This window comes from Niabella agricola, assembly GCF_021538615.1.
Classification (GTDB): Bacteria; Bacteroidota; Bacteroidia; order Chitinophagales; family Chitinophagaceae; genus Niabella; species Niabella agricola.
The window spans coordinates 1,104,293-1,121,812 of record NZ_JAJHIZ010000002.1 but is presented as its reverse complement, the minus strand read 5'-3'; the positions used below and the strand labels follow the sequence as shown (position 1 = coordinate 1,121,812).

General features: G+C 45.8%; 12 protein-coding genes. 5 read left to right on the top strand and 7 right to left on the bottom strand.

Annotated features, from left to right (window positions below; translation table 11 throughout):
• Window positions 1-25: 25 nt before the first annotated feature.
• Window positions 26-709 (top strand): MBL fold metallo-hydrolase, encoded by a 684-nt coding sequence (locus tag LL912_RS05015; RefSeq protein WP_235552462.1) that lies wholly within the window; start codon window positions 26-28, stop codon window positions 707-709.
• Between the two features lie 365 nt (window positions 710-1,074).
• On the opposite strand, the gene LL912_RS05010 is transcribed toward LL912_RS05015, so the two are convergent.
• Genes LL912_RS05010 through LL912_RS05000 form a run of 3 tightly spaced genes read right to left on the bottom strand, consistent with a single transcriptional unit; the run spans window position 1,075 to window position 3,832 of the window.
• A complete protein-coding gene (locus LL912_RS05010) occupies window positions 1,075-2,001 on the bottom strand; it encodes a helix-turn-helix domain-containing protein (protein WP_235552461.1) in 927 nt (308 codons plus the stop codon).
• A 12-nt stretch (window positions 2,002-2,013) separates the two neighbouring features.
• Window positions 2,014-2,940: an NAD(P)H-binding protein gene (locus tag LL912_RS05005; RefSeq protein ID WP_235552460.1), complete on the bottom strand. Its 927-nt coding sequence runs from the start codon at window positions 2,938-2,940 to the stop codon at window positions 2,014-2,016.
• A 1-nt stretch (window position 2,941) separates the two neighbouring features.
• Window positions 2,942-3,832, bottom strand: coding sequence for an SDR family oxidoreductase (locus tag LL912_RS05000; protein ID WP_235552459.1), 891 nt, complete (start codon window positions 3,830-3,832; stop codon window positions 2,942-2,944).
• 584 nt (window positions 3,833-4,416) lie between these two features.
• Between LL912_RS05000 and LL912_RS04995 the strand changes: the two genes are divergently transcribed.
• Window positions 4,417-5,127 (top strand): DUF998 domain-containing protein, encoded by a 711-nt coding sequence (locus LL912_RS04995; RefSeq protein ID WP_235552458.1) that lies wholly within the window; start codon window positions 4,417-4,419, stop codon window positions 5,125-5,127.
• Between the two features lie 11 nt (window positions 5,128-5,138).
• Window positions 5,139-5,315, top strand: coding sequence for a hypothetical protein (locus LL912_RS04990; RefSeq protein WP_235552457.1), 177 nt, complete (start codon window positions 5,139-5,141; stop codon window positions 5,313-5,315).
• An 838-nt stretch (window positions 5,316-6,153) separates the two neighbouring features.
• Here the strand turns inward: LL912_RS04990 and LL912_RS04985 are convergent.
• Both LL912_RS04985 and LL912_RS04980 read right to left on the bottom strand, forming a co-directional pair.
• Complete coding sequence (locus LL912_RS04985) at window positions 6,154-7,335, bottom strand: hypothetical protein (protein WP_235552456.1); 1,182 nt, start codon at window positions 7,333-7,335, stop codon at window positions 6,154-6,156.
• A 146-nt stretch (window positions 7,336-7,481) separates the two neighbouring features.
• Complete coding sequence (locus LL912_RS04980) at window positions 7,482-8,645, bottom strand: LamG domain-containing protein (protein ID WP_235552455.1); 1,164 nt, start codon at window positions 8,643-8,645, stop codon at window positions 7,482-7,484.
• 314 nt (window positions 8,646-8,959) lie between these two features.
• Between LL912_RS04980 and LL912_RS04975 the strand changes: the two genes are divergently transcribed.
• Window positions 8,960-10,918 (top strand): ATP-binding protein, encoded by a 1,959-nt coding sequence (locus LL912_RS04975; protein ID WP_235552454.1) that lies wholly within the window; start codon window positions 8,960-8,962, stop codon window positions 10,916-10,918.
• An 80-nt stretch (window positions 10,919-10,998) separates the two neighbouring features.
• Window positions 10,999-11,613, top strand: a complete 615-nt coding sequence (locus tag LL912_RS04970; protein WP_235552452.1) for a response regulator — start codon at window positions 10,999-11,001, stop codon at window positions 11,611-11,613.
• A gap of 932 nt (window positions 11,614-12,545) precedes the next feature.
• Here LL912_RS04970 and LL912_RS04965 read toward each other — a convergent pair.
• Both LL912_RS04965 and LL912_RS04960 read right to left on the bottom strand, forming a co-directional pair.
• On the bottom strand, window positions 12,546-14,915 hold the full coding sequence (locus LL912_RS04965) for an alpha-L-rhamnosidase-related protein (protein ID WP_235552451.1): 2,370 nt from the start codon (window positions 14,913-14,915) through the stop codon (window positions 12,546-12,548).
• A 10-nt stretch (window positions 14,916-14,925) separates the two neighbouring features.
• A complete protein-coding gene (locus LL912_RS04960) occupies window positions 14,926-17,478 on the bottom strand; it encodes a glycoside hydrolase family 38 C-terminal domain-containing protein (protein ID WP_235552450.1) in 2,553 nt (850 codons plus the stop codon).
• Between the last annotated feature and the right edge of the window lie 42 nt (window positions 17,479-17,520).

Sequence of the window (17,520 nt, the reverse complement as noted above, 5' to 3'; positions counted from 1 at the left end):
CAGCGATGTAGATTTGCACAAAAAAATGCTACGTCAAATTGCTCCCGAAGTGTTCCAGATTTCACTGATGCCGCGAAATAGTATCAATTGCTATATTATCGAAGGGGTATTGGTAGACTCCGGAATACGAAGTTCCTATACCACTGTAAAGAGCGCGCTCCGGAAAATTCCCGTTTATCAACATATACTAACGCATGCGCATGCAGATCACCAGGGCTGTAGCGATCAGATATGTGCTGAGTTCGCGATCCCCTTACGCTGTCATCCCGATGAAGTTTTCAGGACAGAAACGGGTATGGTAACCAACGACTATCCCACTCCACAACATTGGGTAGCAAAGTTTCAACAAAAGTACTGGGCAGGGCAGGGACATAAAGTCGAACGGACAATTGTAGAAAACGACAGGATCGGAAGCTTTCGGGTAATAGAGACGCCCGGCCATTCGGCGGGTCATATTTCTTTATTCCGTGAGCGAGACGGTGTGCTGATAATGGGAGATGCGGCGACAAATATGAACCTGCTCACAACCGCAACGGGTCTACGGCTTCCGCCCAACATATTCACCTCGGATCAGCAACGCAACATTAAATCGCTCCAGAAGTTAGCAAAACTAAACCCTTCCATTGTCTGCTTCGGTCACGGACCGATCATGCGGAATACAGATCGGAAGTTTGAACAATTTGTGGCTAAATGTTGCGCGGCTGTTTAAAGATAACGGTGCTGTCTTTTGCTTCTTTTTTTTATCCTTCGAATATCCGGTGCCTAAATTTAGTGCTATAATAAGAGCTGAAGGCATTAGGAGGGATCGCAACGTAAATTCTTACGTTTGAAATGAGTTTTAAGCGCAACAGTGCCGTTGCTGATTATGAACGGACAGGATAGTGTTGGCCGGTCAGCGGTTCGGTCTTATGATGTCTTTTGATCATCTCCGGCGAAGGGGGTTCTGTCCGAAATCCCTCTTCTCCACCGAATATTGCAAGCTTCCGGAGGCTTTTGGGTTTTTTGGTAGTCTTTGCAAGATTTCCGGATTTACCGGGCCTATTCCAGACAGCCCGGCCGCATATCCAGGCCATTTCAATTGAATGACGTCCGAAATTCCAGCGGCGACAGGTTGGTTTTTGTTTTAAACAATTTGCTGAAGGACTGCAGGTGCTCAAATCCGAGTTCATAAGCAATCTCGCTGATGCTGAGGTTGGTGGTGGTGAGTTTTTCCTTGGCCAGCTCGATCAGTTTATGGTGCAGGTGTTGCTGCATGTTTTGCCCGGTTAGCGTTTTGAGGATGCTGCTCAGGTAGCCTGGCGAAATGTTCAATTTTTCGGCGATACGCGTTACGCTCGGCAGGCCCTGGCTTGCTAAAGCACCGCTGCTAAAATAACTGCTCAGGTAATCTTCCAGGCGTGTCAGCAGTTCATGATTGGCTTTTTTATGGGTAATAAATTGCCGTTGATAGAATCGTTGAGAATAAGTTAACAATAACTCCAATTGTGCAATAATCACATCCTGGCTGAAGTGGTCAATAGCCGTGCTGTATTCGTGTTCGATCTGATTCACAATCGCGGTAAGCATCCATTCTTCCTTTTCGGAAAGATACAGCGCCTCGTTCACTGAATAGCTAAAGAATTCGTACTGCTTGATATTTTTGGCGAGCGATGTATTCCATAAAAAATCAGGGTGGATCAGGATCATCCAGCCTTCGGGCTTTTGAAAATTCGCGGCATGCTCCACACTTTCCACGCCAAACAACTGACCTGGCGACATAAAGAACAATACACCTTCATCAAAGTCGCTGGTTTGCTGACCGTACCGGAATTTAATATGCTGTTTCCTTTTCATCGAGATCCAGTAAAAATCACCGACCAGACGGAAGGGGATCTCGGCAATTGGCATATTGACATTTTCCATGCGGACAACACTGATCAGCGGATGAGCCGGTTTGGACAGGCCGGCGGCACAATGATACTCACTGATTGTGCTGAAACGAAGAAGCGGTGTACTGCTCATGATACAAGATACTTATTTTTGCTGGTATACCTGGGCAAACTCCTTTGCGAATGCTGAAAGTTTAACGTTGCCCATTTTCGGTTGATTTCGATGAAAATTTTCCAGTGGTTTGCCACTGTGCATGGCAGCCTGCATCTCCACCAGTGTTTCGGCTAGCTTTTGGGGCACTTTAGCCATTTTTAACCCCTGCAGCATGGCTTTATCTGTCAGTAATACCCATTTCAGCCAGGGCTTATTAATTGCCGTTCCGATGATGCGGGCCGCTTCGTTACAGGTCAGTTCCTCGCTGCCCACATACCGGATCGTGTTTTGCTCTGGTATCAATACAAGTTCTTCGGCAACTGCATCGGCAATGTCTTTTGGCGAAACAAAAATGATCCGGTCATCTCCGCCATAGTTGCCCATCAGCAGGCCGGTCTTTCCGGTCAGTAATGCCCAAAGGCCTGAATAGCGTAGCGTAAGCAGTTTGCCCATCAGGCCTTTCCCTTTGATCAGGTCGATACTCTGGTAAAAATTTGTGTAAAATGATCCGGGACGCATAGCGGTAATAGAAGCCTCCAGACCCTCAAACTCGCTTTCCACATTTTCGGCTTTTATCAGATCGGCTACCCAACCACTCATTACGACAACACGCTTCGTCTTTGCTGCCTTTAGTGCCTGTACGTAATTCCGAGCCATCCGGCGTAGATAATCGCCGGCATCCGGTTCGGTAAAGCTGAGCGGGATCATCGCATAAACCGCATCCGCGTCCCGGAACAGGGCTGTAAGGAAATCAACATCGGCGATGGAGCCGATGGCAGCCGAAGCCCCCAGGGCTTCGATGGCTGCCTGTTTATTCCTGTTACTACTCACTACAGTTACATCGTGTCTCTGGGCTACCAGTATTTCCGTCAGCGGTTTGCCGATATTACCCAAAGAGCCAGTTATAATAAGTTTCATTTTATTGAGTATAAATGCCGTTTTCGATATCATTTAACAAGAGCGGGTTTGACGGGCGCCAGTTCAGGTGTACCTGCGTCCATTTGCTGGAAGATGGACAGTCGATGGCTGCCATATGGGCAAACCAGCCAAAATGCTCGGCGGCTTGTTCAGCGGAGATGGATTTTACTGGCAGGTTCAATTGTTGACCAATGGCTTCGGCAATGCTTTTAACGGTTACACCTTCCTCTGTATTGGCGTGGAAACGTGCTCCGGGCGTTGCTTGCTCCAACGCTAAACGGTACAGTAACGCAGCGTCCAACCGGTGCCCGGCGTTCCAGCGGTTCTGGCCTTCGCCGATGTAGGCTGAGAAACCTTTTTCCCGCGCCAGGTTTACCAGGATGGGGATAAAGCCGTGTTTATCTTCCTCCCCATGCACCGAAGGCGGCAACCGCAGAATAGCCGCACGCACGCCTGCAACCGTGGCTGCTTCCGCCGCGTGTTCTGAAGCACGGGGCCAGGCGGGGTTGAATGGTGAAGGCATGTCTTCAGTCGCAACTTTCCCAGGCCTTACCAATGCAGTCCCTGAAGTGACAATTAACGGGCGGTCTGTACCCGTCAGTACGTTGGCTATCGTTTCTATGGCCCGCTCATCGATGGCGCAAACTTCGGCAAAGCGGGTAAAATCGTGGACAAAACCGCAGTGGATGACACCATCGCTTTCGGCTGCGCCTTGTCGAAGACTATCCAGGTCTTCCAGGTTGCCGTAATGAACCTGAGCGCCCGCTGCTTCTAATTGGTCTGCAGATGCTTTTGATCGCGCCAGCCCCAGCACCTGGTGGCCCGCCTTTAATAATTCCCGTACAACAGCGGTGCCTACAAAGCCGGAGGCTCCTGTAACAAATACTTTCATGTGTTAATTGCTTTTATTGACACAAAGTACCGCTGTAACGGGGAGAAAGATTTATCCAAATCCATGTTTGGTTTAGCCGAAACCATACTTTTTGTCAGCGTGGTAGAAAGAACCGTTTTTGGTGTTGCGCCGCTGTGCTTTGTAGAAACGGCGCGGCAACAGCACCTTCCCGTTTTTTCAGACTTGGAGGGACCCGTAATGCAAGCAGTTCTTTAACACAGGAAATTTAATCGCCTCAACCATGGAAAAATTATTCATCACTCATTTATCACCTGCGTAATGATTACTGAAAACCCCTCATGCTTCTCTTTTGAATGATACTGCTACATTTCTTGTATTACGTGTTGCATAACTCCGGTATATTTCCGAATATCCCTTGGGATTCTGTAATGTCTGGCGGTTATAATTGTTGGCAGACAGTTATGATATTTAGGCTTAAGGCGGTACATTTTTTGCAGGAATAGGCTAGGTGCTTTTCGCGCTTGTTGATAAAGATCAGGCTCTACGCTAATTGCCGTCATACTGTAAGTCTGTTTTTTGTCCGAATTTTAGCTTGACAATTTCTTTCAAAAAACAAGGCTGGTATGAGATCACTCTCGTTATATGATAATAAGGCACTGCCGCCACTCAGCCTGATGCAAAAAATGCTGTTATGCTGCGGCATTCTGTCTTCAGTCGTTTATATTGCTGCAAATGTTATTTGTGTATTGCTGTATAAAAATTATAGCCCGGTATCCCAAACTGTAAGTGAGCTATCGGCAATAGGCGCTCCTACTCGGAAACTATGGGTGTCTCTGATGGTACCTTATTCGTTATTGATGGTCGTTTTTGGCTGGGGAGTAAGGCAATCGGCTAGGGGCTATCGTCGTCTTGAAATCGTTGGAATCATACTGATTGCTAATGCTGTCATCGGTTTTTTCTGGCCTCCAATGCATCAACGTGAAGTGCTGGCAGCTGGTGGCGCAACGCTAAGCGATACACTGCATATCGTTTTTACTATAGCAGCAGTTTTTCTTATCATACTGGCCATCGCTTTCGGCGGTGCATCTTTGAGCGGGTGGTTTCGTATTTATTCTGCCGGCACATTGGTAACCCTTGTTGTCGCAGGTCTTTTGAGTAGTATCGGGGGATCAAAGATCGCTGCCAACCTGCCTACACCCTGGATCGGAATATGGGAACGTATTAATATCGGCGTTTTTATGCTTTGGATCATAATACTGGCTGTTGCCCTTTTACGAAGAAAACCGACCATGCCGCCGGGGGAAATCGGTAATATGTTGTCTGATTGTGAATAAACTTAATCTATATGAAATCCGGAATAAAAAAATTAAATGCAGAGTGGCATAAAGCACATCCCATGCCGGCCAACCCCAGTTTTGAACAGCGGGTGCAGTGGCATCTTGAACATCAGAAGCATTGCGGATGCAGAAAGATCCCCGAAAAACTGGTCAAAGAGATGAAGAAAAATGGAATACGTTTTTAAATATTCCTCATGAACGCCACTGGAGAAAACAGGGATGAGTAGTTGATCAAGTCGGATTCAGGTCAGGGATTGTGTGAAGTTGCGATTTGATCAGGAAGGAATGGTTTCTAAGATTTTCAAGAGGATTAGAATTAAAAAAAATAGAAGTACCCGAAAAGTGTGTAAGTTAAATCGAGGTAAAATAATCGTAGCACTTATGCCTTCAACCGGTCTCCAAAAATAATCAAGAACTGGTTAAAGACAATGCCTCAAATCTGAAAGGCATTGTCCATTTTTTGATGCATGCCAGGTAAACAGACTTCAGAGTTGCATTATTATTGGTTAAAGAAAGCTTATTCTTGGTGTATTGGTAGCCCGGGGCGCACCCTCAGGAAACCGGAAAACCGGCAGGGGATTTCTGTATTCCCGCCATAGATAGCCTGGCTGATCACGGGCCCGGGTGCTTCTTTGCGGTACACGGCAAATACCGACCCAGGCAATGCCCGGAAAGTATGCAGTAAGGCTGAGTTCTGTAGTTCCTGTCTACAAAAGGAATGAGTTTGTTTTTGATAAAGTTGAGAAAATCTTTCCCGCCGGTAGTTGGCAGGTTATTGTCTATCCGCCGCTTAAGATTAGTGCGTATATAGGATTGAAGTTTCTTCATTGATCGTTGGTTACAATACAAACAACAATCAATGGAGACGATAGATCCCATCTTCACCTATTTAGAAGTGGTTCAAAGAAAAAATGCCGAACCGGTAACTTTAGTCTGATGACGGATGATTGTTTTCCAACGAAATGCCTGCCGAAGGATTGGATCATTTTCGCAAACACTCAGAAATAAAAGACTGGTTGGGTCTCACGGCATTTCACATACCTTCCAATCCTGGCTTTCCGCAAAGCTGGTAGCCCCCGCAAAGGCGATGCCGGAGGCAGAACTCAGATTGGCTGAGCCGTATCCAAATATGAGTACCTTTCCGGACTGTTTAGTGCTAAGAGGGGAAGTAAACGAGGCGTCTTCACTGAAATATGAAAACATCATAAAAGTTACCGGGGAACAGATCGTTCTTGAGCTGCGCCATTTATTTAAGCTGCTTTCAAAAACGGGTGTTGCGTAGTAGCTGGCCACTGAAGTTCCCAAAGCGGAAATAGCATAGGCCGAGCCTCCCCAATCATACACCAAACGACTCTGCAAACGCCTTGCATCAAGCGGGAACCTTCCTGGTATATGAAAAGTATCAATTACGATGCCCGATTCGGAGCGTGAACCCCAGGGCCCCTGGGTATCCGTTTTCGTATCAATGCCGCAATAAGGGTTGCCAATACTGGTGAAATTACGGTTGCTACCATGCGATCCTGTTCCGATCCCGGACTTGTAATTATCAAAAAGAAAAAAAGAGGTTGGAATATCACTTACACATAGAAAAGGATTGGGATCGTCTGGTTTTGAAACCAGCGACGTTGGATCGGATGGCTGACTGCCTCCGCCTGGTGTATAGGGTTGAACCGGCTTTTCTATCACCAGCTGAAACCGGAGAAACTCGTCAAATTTAATGAACTCCCGTTGGTCCGAAGGGAACAACGCCTTTATCTTTTCCTGGTAACCGGGCTCGTCAACTTTTGCCTCCGTCCAGATCTTCTTTATAAACGGATAATAGGCTTTTGATACATAGTCAGCTTTCGATTTTCTTTCATCGGTTGTTTTTGCATCAGCAACGGCCTTTATAGCAACCTGATATCCTTTGTACATATCGGGTTCCGCTTCCATAAGTTTGCGCAGCGTCTCTGTTACCGGTGCCACTATTTCTGATATCTTTTTCATCAATAGTTCCTGATCGTTTTTTGCCGGAACCTGTATTTCTTCAAGAGATATATTGGTAAAGATGGTTGGATACCGGGTTGAGTCTGGTTTGGATATGAGAAGATTCTTATTGATCGCCGAGGCTATGGCTGTCTTTTCATTTGTTAACGCATTCTTTTTGCAGGAGGCCTGCCCTAAAAGCAGACCAATCAATAATAGCGGGTGGAATATCTTTTTCATATGCATGTTTTTTTTAAAAATGAAGTCCCTATTTTCTGATTTTTTTAAATGGACCGACTACTGATGCCTGTTTCGTGCCGGTTAAATTTCCGGCTATAAAAATAGGCTGCACCGGGTGCGATCACAATCATCAAAAAAGATGATTTTTAATTCCTGGAGGCCAGTATGATTTTACTGTATGTTTTTGTTCCGTCCTTGTCTACCTGTGCGATTCGTATATACATATTCCCGGGTGCTTTAGATGGCATTTCCATGGAAGTTCTGGTACAGGAAAGCAATAGTACCGCACCCGTAAAAACGGCCACCGTAAGCTGCTTGCGGCGTTTATGATGCAGCGGTAACAGCAGGATCGCCAACAGGCTAATGCCGGCAAACCCCAGATTGTGCAAGTCAAGACGAAAACTATATGGTACAGGTATATCGGAGCTGCCGCGGGAAGCGTTAAGTGTTCCTATTTCTTTAAACTGCCTGCCATCCGGGGAAGCTTCAATAATAAAGCGGTCGTTGCTGTTTTCCGCAAGACTGGTAAAATAAACCAGCAACGTATTTCCGGTGATGGCTGCTGTAATGGCTCCAAAGGTTACGGGCAGGGGCGGGCCTTCAGTAACAATGGGTAATGTTAATAATTCACTTTCTTTTAAAGCACGGTTGTAAATGCGGACTTCGTCTATAATGCCATCGCTGTATTCATCGGGCCCGCTTAGGCTGCGCCCGATGGAATAGGTATTTACATTATCCGGGCTAAAGGCTTCATGATACTCCTTAGCGTCTACCAGGTTGCCATCCACGTAAAATTTAGCGGAGTCCGTGAGCTTGCTGTAAGTTACCGCCAGGTGATGCCACTGGTTAAAATTCCAGGTGTAATTGCCGCCAACATAGTTGGTATTATAACCGGATTCAAACAGGATACCTCCGGAGGCCCAGTTTGCCTCCAAAAGTACCGATCCCCAGTCTGTAGCAGGATCATACTGTTCAAAAACAGCGAACACGTTCCAGTTGTTATACCAGTTCCGGATATTGATCCAGGCTGCGATGGTTATTTCATTAGAAGTGTATATTTTGGAAAGCGACGGGCTTGCAGGTATGTCAATATGGGAGTCGGAGCCGTTAAAATTGTAGGCGGAATTCGCATTGCCGAACCGGTCCGTGGCAGGCGTAGCATTGTACACCATGCCGTTATTGTTGTGGCCGCTTGCATCATTGGCATTGCCGTTGAAGGGCAGGTAAAGTAACAAACTGTCGTTGAGTGATTGTGCCGGGGATGGCAGCGCGACGGGTATAAGAAAAATCAAGACAAGAAGATGTTTCATCACTTTAGTCAATTTTTGATGGCTTTTAGTTGATGGTTTTGTTGGGAAATAGAAAGCGCCTTTCATTTGTTTCTTTTTAAGGGGGTATCAGGAAACAACGGACTTAAAAATCCTGAACTCATTTTTGAAGATTTATTATTAATTTTTATAGCTTTAATACCAGACCCAAAAATAAATTTGCACAGCTGCCAGCACAATCGTTAAAAAAGATGATTTTAAAAAGAGTGGATCATGAAAATCATTAAAAAGGATGACAAAAAAAGTAAAAACAACGCCTAATTTGCGATAAGAGCATGAATGGTAAATTGTTTAAAATGTTGGTGCTGCTATACTGCTGCAGCTTTAATTTTCAGGTGCATGCGCAGCAAGAAGCGGAGCATGATATGCTCCGGGGCAATATTGCAAGGGCAGCAACCGATAGTTTAAAGGTAGCGGCCCTGTATGCATATATGAAGACCAACCTGAATAACAATACCTCCGATTTTGAGCCTTATATAAAGCAGATGATTTTTTTGAGCAAAAGAATCAAATTTAAATGGGGCTTAAGTACCGCCTATATACTGGGCCTGTCCTATTACAAAAACCAGGGAAAATTTGAGTTGGCACTGAAATATGCTGACTCTGTTGTCATTGTTACAAAGGGCGACACTGCTGCGGATATGCGCACCAATATGGGGCATATGTACAACAACCGGGGAAACCTGTATTATAATATCGATGATTATGAAAACGCTTTGAAAGATTATTTTCAGGCGGAAAGAATTTTCAGGGAGCTGCATCATAAAATGATGGCCAGTACATACACAGGCATTGCTAATTGCTTTATGAAATTAAAGAATCATTCACGGGCATTTGAATATTCCAAAAAAGCAGTTGCTATAGCAAGAGATTTTGGAGATGACCGTGCACTGGCAACGAATATGATGAACCTGGCCAGTGCATATATGAATACAGACAATTATGTGAAGGCCGACTCTTTATTAAATATTGTGTGGCCCATTGTATGGAAATTGCAGAATTCTAAAAGCTTTTACCTGTATTATTATGGTTTGGGTAATTTGGAATCGGATTATAAAAAGGATACTTTAAAGGCGCTGAATTATTATCGGAAATCCTACAGCTATGCCCTGGAAAATGAGGATGTTTGGCAACAGGGACAGGCACTTGATTTTATAATACACTATGAACTAAGTTTAAAACATAAAGGTGTTAAAGCTGATATCGATAAGTTGTATAAAATGGCCAGCCGGAACAGTCTTGAGGAAAATAGAGCTTCTGCTTTAAATTATTATGCCATCTGGTATAATGAACAGGGCCATTACCGGAAGGCATATACATATCAAAAGCAGTTTCAAATGTTGTCTGATAGCCTGTATTCAAATGAAATTCAGGAAAAAACCGCTATGATGGAAATCCGTTTCCGGGTTGCCAACAAGGACCAGGAGATTCATCAGTTAAGGGCAAATGAAAAAATACAACAGCTGAATATTCGCCAGAAGAATGCGTTGAATTATATGCTAACGGGCGGGGCGCTGGTGCTGTTTGGTATTTCAATACTTGGTTACCATAATTATAAAAACCGCCAAAAGTTTCAGCAAGCAAAAATTGATGAGTTGGAGGCAGAAAAACAACTTGCTGCTACAGAGGCGGTGCTGAAAGGTGAGGAGCAGGAGCGTACCCGCCTGGCCAAAGACCTGCACGACGGGCTGGGTGGCATGCTGAGCGGCGTTAAGTATTCTTTGAGCAGTATCAAGGGGAACATGGTGCTGACGCCTGACAATGCACGGGCTTTTGAACGCAGCATTGATATGCTGGATAGCAGTATCCGGGAAATGCGCCGTGTGGCCCATAACATGATGCCCGAAGTACTGGTAAAATACGGATTGAACGTGGCGTTGCAGGAATTCTGTGATGAAATAGACCGGAGCAGCGCCGTACATGTCAGCTATCAGTCGGTGGGCATCGGTGATGCCGCCGTTGAGCAAACGGTTTCGGTTACCATTTATCGTATTATACAGGAGCTGATAAACAATGCCATCAAACATGCCTATGCGCAAAATATACTGGTACAGTTACACATATCAGGACCCGAAAAACGGTTGACGATTACGGTGGAGGATGATGGGAAAGGATTTGACAAAAATCAGCTTTCTACCGCGCGGGGTATGGGCTGGAGTAATATTCAGAACCGGGTTGATTTTCTGAAAGGGAAAATAGACCTGCATTCAGAGCCGGGCAAGGGAACATCCGTTCTAATTGAGGTTGATATCTGATGCGGGTGACCAGTGTCGTAGTTTTTAGTGTCTGTAATTTGTTCCGGGTATATAGAATGCAGGTAACTTTGAGCAAGAAAATGAAAGCAAGCGTATTTATAGTGGATGACCATTATATGGTGATCGAAGGCATCCGTTCGTTGTTGCAGCATGAAAAAGATATTGATTGGATGGGGCACGCCAACAGTGCCGCCTCCTGCCTGGTCTTTTTGAAACAGCAACAACCGGATGTATTGCTTATGGATATCAATTTGCCTGACCAGAGCGGCACCGATTTGTGCAAAGAAGTAAAGCGGTTGTTTCCGGCTGTGTTTGTACTGGGGCTCAGCACGTTCAACCAACAGGCGGTCATCCGAAATATGATGGATAATGGCGCTTCCGGTTACCTTTTAAAGAACGCCGATAAGGAAGAGCTGCTCGAAGCGATTCAGATAGTGATGGCGGGCAAAACTTACTTTAGCCTGGAGGCCGTAGCCTCATTAAAAGAAACCGGCCAGGCCCTTCCTGCGATCACAAGACGCGAAAAGGAGGTATTGCTGCTAATAGCCAGAGGACTTACCAATGCGGAAATAGCGGAGCAACTTTTTATCAGTGTTCCCACCGTAAATACCCACCGTAAAAGCCTTCTTGAAAAATTTGATGCAAAGAACACCGCCATCCTTATCAGTAAGGCCGTTCGTCAGGGAATGGTGTAGGTTTGGCAAAGTCGGGCAACGTTATCCGGTGAAAGACGGGACGGATATCTGGGCTTGCGGTGTAATACCTGCCGGGTTACTTTTAACTCCTGAAAGAATTTGAAGAAGCTGTGCCGGGAAATTATATCCTGTTTTCCAATGCGGTTGAAATAAAACCGCAACAAGCGAAAGTTTTCCGCATAGATCGCCTCTCTTAAATCGCAAATCAATCCTCATTTTTTTTAATTAATGTAAGGGGTGGTTCGGAAGATGGAATCCTTGTGTGATTAGATGAAGTTGTAATTGATCATATTTGAGCTTGGTATTTAATGCCCTTTGAACTGCTGGCATCCAGAAAACTTGGTCTGTCATTCTGTGTATCATTTATGTGTCGTAAATGGGGGCAGCAAGTGGCACTTCTCGGGGCATACGTAATAATAAAAAAAGTTGCAAGTATATACTTGCAACCTTCAAAATGTGCCCGAGACTGAATTCTCAATCTTCGGACTATAAATTCGTTATAAGTAACATGTGTCAAATATATGTCAGGACTGCGTTTCAGCCAATTTTTATCACTTCTTAACGCTTATTTCCTGTCCGCACAGATATAAGTTTTTTGTGCAACAAATTGAAAAGAAGTGTCTGTCTATTTTAGCTACTATGGATCGCAAAATTTCGATTACAGATTTTTTTCGGAAAAATGTTTTTAAACCCTATAGCAATAATTGGGTGCGAAAGCTAACCCCGGCTGAAAAGGCATTGAGGAACAACAGGCATAGCCCCTCAGGCCTATGAAACCGGAGCGCTGTGCTTATATCGGCTGTTTCATAAGGATTGCGTGCCCCTTTCAGTTTAAAATACGGCTCTGCGGTTTTCCAGGGTTGATCACGTTCCCTGATCCCTTATACGTTTGATAGAAGGGAAGCGACCAGCTGGGTTTCTTACGACCTGCTTTATTTACTCAGCTGTAATTGAGTCCTTTCCCTATCTAATACATAGGTTTTTCCGTTCCAGATCAGGGCGCCGGAGGTGCCGGGAGGAATGGTGATATGAATCATCCACCTGTTGCCGTCTAATTGATAAGATGCACTTATTTTTCCTTTGGGATGTGGTATCTCGCCGCTGGCATCTTTCAGGTTGCCCAGATGCGGCCGTATCTTTATTTTATTGAAACCGGGGCTGTCGCTGTCTATCCCAAGGATTGTTCTAAAGAACTCAATATTAGGACTGCTGCCCCAGGCATGACAATCTGATCGGGTTGTATAGAGGTCAGATACCTCTGCCCAGGTGGTAAGTCCCATTTTTACATTATTATACCAGACATCTAACCAGTTCAGGTAGTCATCGCCCCGTCCGCCTTTTACCAGCGCCATATGGAGGTAATATTTGAAATAGATGGTACATTGGGTGAGGACGTCATTGTGCAACAGCTGGTCGCATATGGACGGAATATCTTTTTTTTCTGGGATGCCGGTTAATATGGCCAGAGCGTTTGCATGTTGCGAGAAATGTTTTTTGTCTTTTGTATCTGCAAACAGCCCTTTGCCTGCATCCCAGTACCGGGCTTTAATAGTGGCCTTCAATTGACGGGCTTTTTTCTGATATAGGTCTGCATAATAGCTGATCCCCAGCTGCGCTTCCATTTGCATGGCCCATTGATAAGCCCACAGAAGTTGCATGTCAATGATCGCAGAGCTGCCGTCATCACCCCTGGGCGGTGCGCCCACAAACCAGTCCTTGCCGCTGGCCCAGTCCACAAATGTCCAGTAAGGAGTATTGGATAGTGACCCGTCTGCTCCCTGATACCTGGTAAAAAAATCGAGGATGGCCCTGGTGCCGGCAAGTTTGTTTTTAACAAAAGAACTGTCATTCCGGTAATACCAATAATCATGAAGCATGCCGATATACCAAAGTGAAAACGTAGAAATGATCTGGGCGCTGTGGGTAGGATAACGGCTGAGTGTGATACCCTCCGGTAAGCGGGAATTATCGATCAGGTTCAGCGCATGCCGTGCCAGGCGGTCATCTCCGCTATAGTAGTAGGATACCATTGCCTGGATACGGGTATCGCCGATGTATTGTAACTGCTCATAATAGGGGCAATCCGTATAGGTATCATAGGCATTTAAACGGCAGGTTCTCCATCCAATGTCCAGTAGCTGTTTAAAATCATTATTCCTGCTGCGGAAGGTGGCTGTTTGTTGAAACGGATAGCCGGTAAACACCCCGTAAATATCATTGATAACAAGTGGATCGCCTTCTGTTCTGACCCGTAGTTGTATATACCGGAAGGTCCTGAAATTAAGAGAAGTGAATGTTTGCCCGCTGGTTCCATTGGAGAGAATGCTGTCCGTTCTGCCCGAAAAATCTTTTCCTGCAACTTCGTTCCGGTTGCTCTTGCGCATACCATTCTTTGTAATATTATCGAATAACGATTCGGCATAGCCGATGGAAATACCGGCGTTTTTTCCGCCGCTGAATACCAGGGTAAGATAGGCATTGGTCAGGAAGGACTGATCGAGCAGGAGAACGGCCGTACTGTGGGCGGGGATCACCTGGTCGCTTTTGACAGACGGAAACTTATTTGAGGCTCTTAAGCCCTGAACGGTTCTTAATTCCGGGATTCTTTGGTAGCTCCTTTCCCGCGGAGGAATGTCAGACGGGATCAGCATCCAGGCAAATCCGTCGGAGTGCCCTTTGAGTTTTCCCTCAAAAAGCTCTGAAGCAAAATTCCAGCTATGGTCGTCGTATTGAATCTTCGTCCATCCACTGATCACCTTATTCATATCTACCAGCTGCCCTTTACTGGCTGCAAAATAATATCCTGGTATTGGCGTAAACGCTGCGTCCCGGGTACACTTCCAGGTTTTATCGGTGTTCAGCAGCTCCTCGGTACGGGTATGTCCCTGTAGTATAAAAGCGGTTCTTAACGTTACCTGTGCTTCAGGCCGGAACTGGGCTTCGTTATATACCATTGCTGCAATGATGTTTTTACCTGTTTTCAGATAGGGAGCAAGATCAATGGTTTCATAATACCAATTAGACAAATCACCTCTTGCCGGTCCGGCAGAAACCAGCGTATCATTTACGTACAATTTATACTGATTATCTGCCGAGAGGTGCACGATAAAAGAGCCGGGGCGTTTATCGAGGATTACGGCTTTTCGAAAATAATACACTCCGTATTGCGTACCATCGTCATTGCCGGCGGCGATCCACCGGGCATTCCAGGGCTGCTGTGACGGCGCTACCTGTGCCCATCCTGTATTCAGGATACATAATAACAAAGGGATCACCAGGTAAAGCGGTTTGTTAGTTTTCATATACTATTTTTTAAGGTCTTGCTTCTGTTAACCGGATCGTTTTAAACCCGAACAGGGGAATCGTGCAATTAAAAGAAACCGGCGTTGTCGGGTCGGTACTGAGTGAAGATGTGCTTTTGTCGTCGAGTTCAACAAAATCCAGGCGGCGGGCACGGCAGTTCAGCAATACGCGATGGCTGTTTTTGTAGGAGCCGGTATTTGTGATTCTGAAGTACAGGTCTGCACCTTTATAGTATAATGCCGTTACTTCAAGCCCCGGATCCAGGTGTTTAATGAACGGGGCGTTAATGCGTTGCGTATAGCCGGTATGAGCGATCAACGGCTCGTTCCATAATACGGTTTCCCTGTTCAGCTGCGCGTTTTGCCAGTTGCCCTGGTGCGGTAGCAACGCGTAGCGCATTTCGGTAGGACCGTTCACCGTATACTTTCTTCCCCATAAACCAACACCAATATACTGAACGGTAAGCGACAGTGGAAAGTTTTGCCCGTATGAGTAGCTGGTTACATGATCGGAGAATAGCGCCATTCCATAATTGCTGATGGTATCTGTAATATCAACCCAGTTAAAAATGATATTGTTTTTTATGTCATCCCACCTGTTATAAAAGGTGCCGGATAGCTTGCTTTCGGTAACATCGAGCGGGGCATCTTTAGTGAGCTTTTGATGCTCAAGGTTTAATGGAAAAGGCACCAGCAGTTTGCAGGTGTCATTATAAAAGGCTTTGCGTTTTTCCTCTGCGGTATAACCGCCGTATTGTTTATAATTGTCGCCAATACCTGCTCTTTTTTTATAGTCGATATGTAATGTAAGATCGATCTTTTTTTCGCCCTGCTGTAATTGCAGGGTCTGGAAAAAGCGGTTATGATTGATGGTGCCCGCGATCCGGAGCCGGATCTGAACAGGGCCGTTTTCGAGTATGGTAACTACCGGCTTTTCCTCCGTGCTGCAGACAAATTTGTTGTCATCATAAAAGAAGCCGCGCAGGGCATTAAACCCGGTATCTTTTTCTGCAATAAAGTTTTTGTGATTGAGTTGCTTTGCGATCAGTTGTCTTATAGTTCCCCGCTTTGCATCGATCGTCAGCTGGTACAGATCCGTTTCCATGCGGTAATCGCCGTTCTGTGTACGGCTAATGAATGCTCCCTCCGGCGCTGTCTTTTTTTTAGCAGCAACTATAGAATAAATGCTGCTGCCGAATGCGGGAACGGAGGCTTTAAAAAGGAGCTTGCTGCCAGCGCCATCTTGATTTATCATCTGGAAGGGGATCTTGTTACCATTGCTTTCAATGGCAAACGGACTGCCGGGCGGGTTTGGAAGGCTTACAGCAACCACTTCATCCCTGTTGAACGAGGTGGGGTTATCTATCCGGATACGGTTAACGTTTCGTTTGGCGGCGGCCGCCATTTTTTTTACAGACTGTTGTATGATATTTTGAGCAATAGCGCCTGCAAGACCGGTCCATTCTTTTACATGCTCTGCCCAGGTTTTATCGTTCATCCGGTTGTAGGGCACAATCCAGCAGTCGTGGTGCTGTGCCAACAGGATGTTTTTCCAGGCACTGTTCAGTTCCTTCTGAGGATAGGGAGCACCTTTGTATAAAGTGGCCAGGGCCGCCAGTTTTTCAGCTGCCGTTAATTTATTTTCGGCGGCCCGTACCTGTTGCGCAATACGCTGCACAACCTGTGCGCCCCAAACCAGGCTTACCTGTATGTCTTCTTGGCTCAGGCGCCAGTGCTCTCTGGTTGGGTTTTGTGCGATCAGGTTAAAATAACTACGCCAGGTAGTATAACGGGTGGATGCCGGTTTGTGATGACCGAGCCAGGGACCGTTGCTCCATCCCGCGTCTTGCAGGCACATTCCTACCGGGTACGTAATGCCCTGTTCCCGGGCAGCAGCTACAAATTCCCGGGAATGATTCCAGGCTGTTGTTTGCCAGGTCGAATTTTTTGCCAGGGCTTCAGAACCGTATCTTGGAACGGTGAGGATCGATGAACCATCCGGCCCCAGCCAGTTCAACGACTCCCCGCCATACGCTCTTACATAACCACCCCAGCAGGTATTGGGGTTTTTTAATGAAGCATATCGAATACCGAACGATTTTAATACCTGGGGCAATGCTGAAGTAAAACACGGTTCTTCAGAAGCATAGGTAGTGAAAGTGATTAAAGGGAAATGTTGCCGCAGCTTTTCGACGCCATATTGAAACTGGCGGATGGTACTTTCGATGGAGCTGTTAAAAAAGTAGCTTTGCGCGTATGTGGGGTTTACATATTCGGCAATTCCGTTTTGCGAAGCATCATTAATGATCCTCTTTATACGTTCATAGTTTTCCGGGTCTTTCTCTGCCACTGTGTCCCAGGTTTCCGGCTCGATCTCCAGGTTTAACCGCCAGTCTTTTTCCCGGTCTGCATTGTCTGCAATAAATTTAGTGACCCAGAGGGGGTAATGACCGTAAATCCCTCCGTGGTAGCCGTCTACAAAATAACTGGTTTGGGCGCTGATCTTTTGTGCGGTTAGTAAACCCGCTAAAACAACCAATGCACACTTCAATATATACCTCAAAATATCAACGATTTTAGTGACCAGGCAGCGTTCCAATCGGAT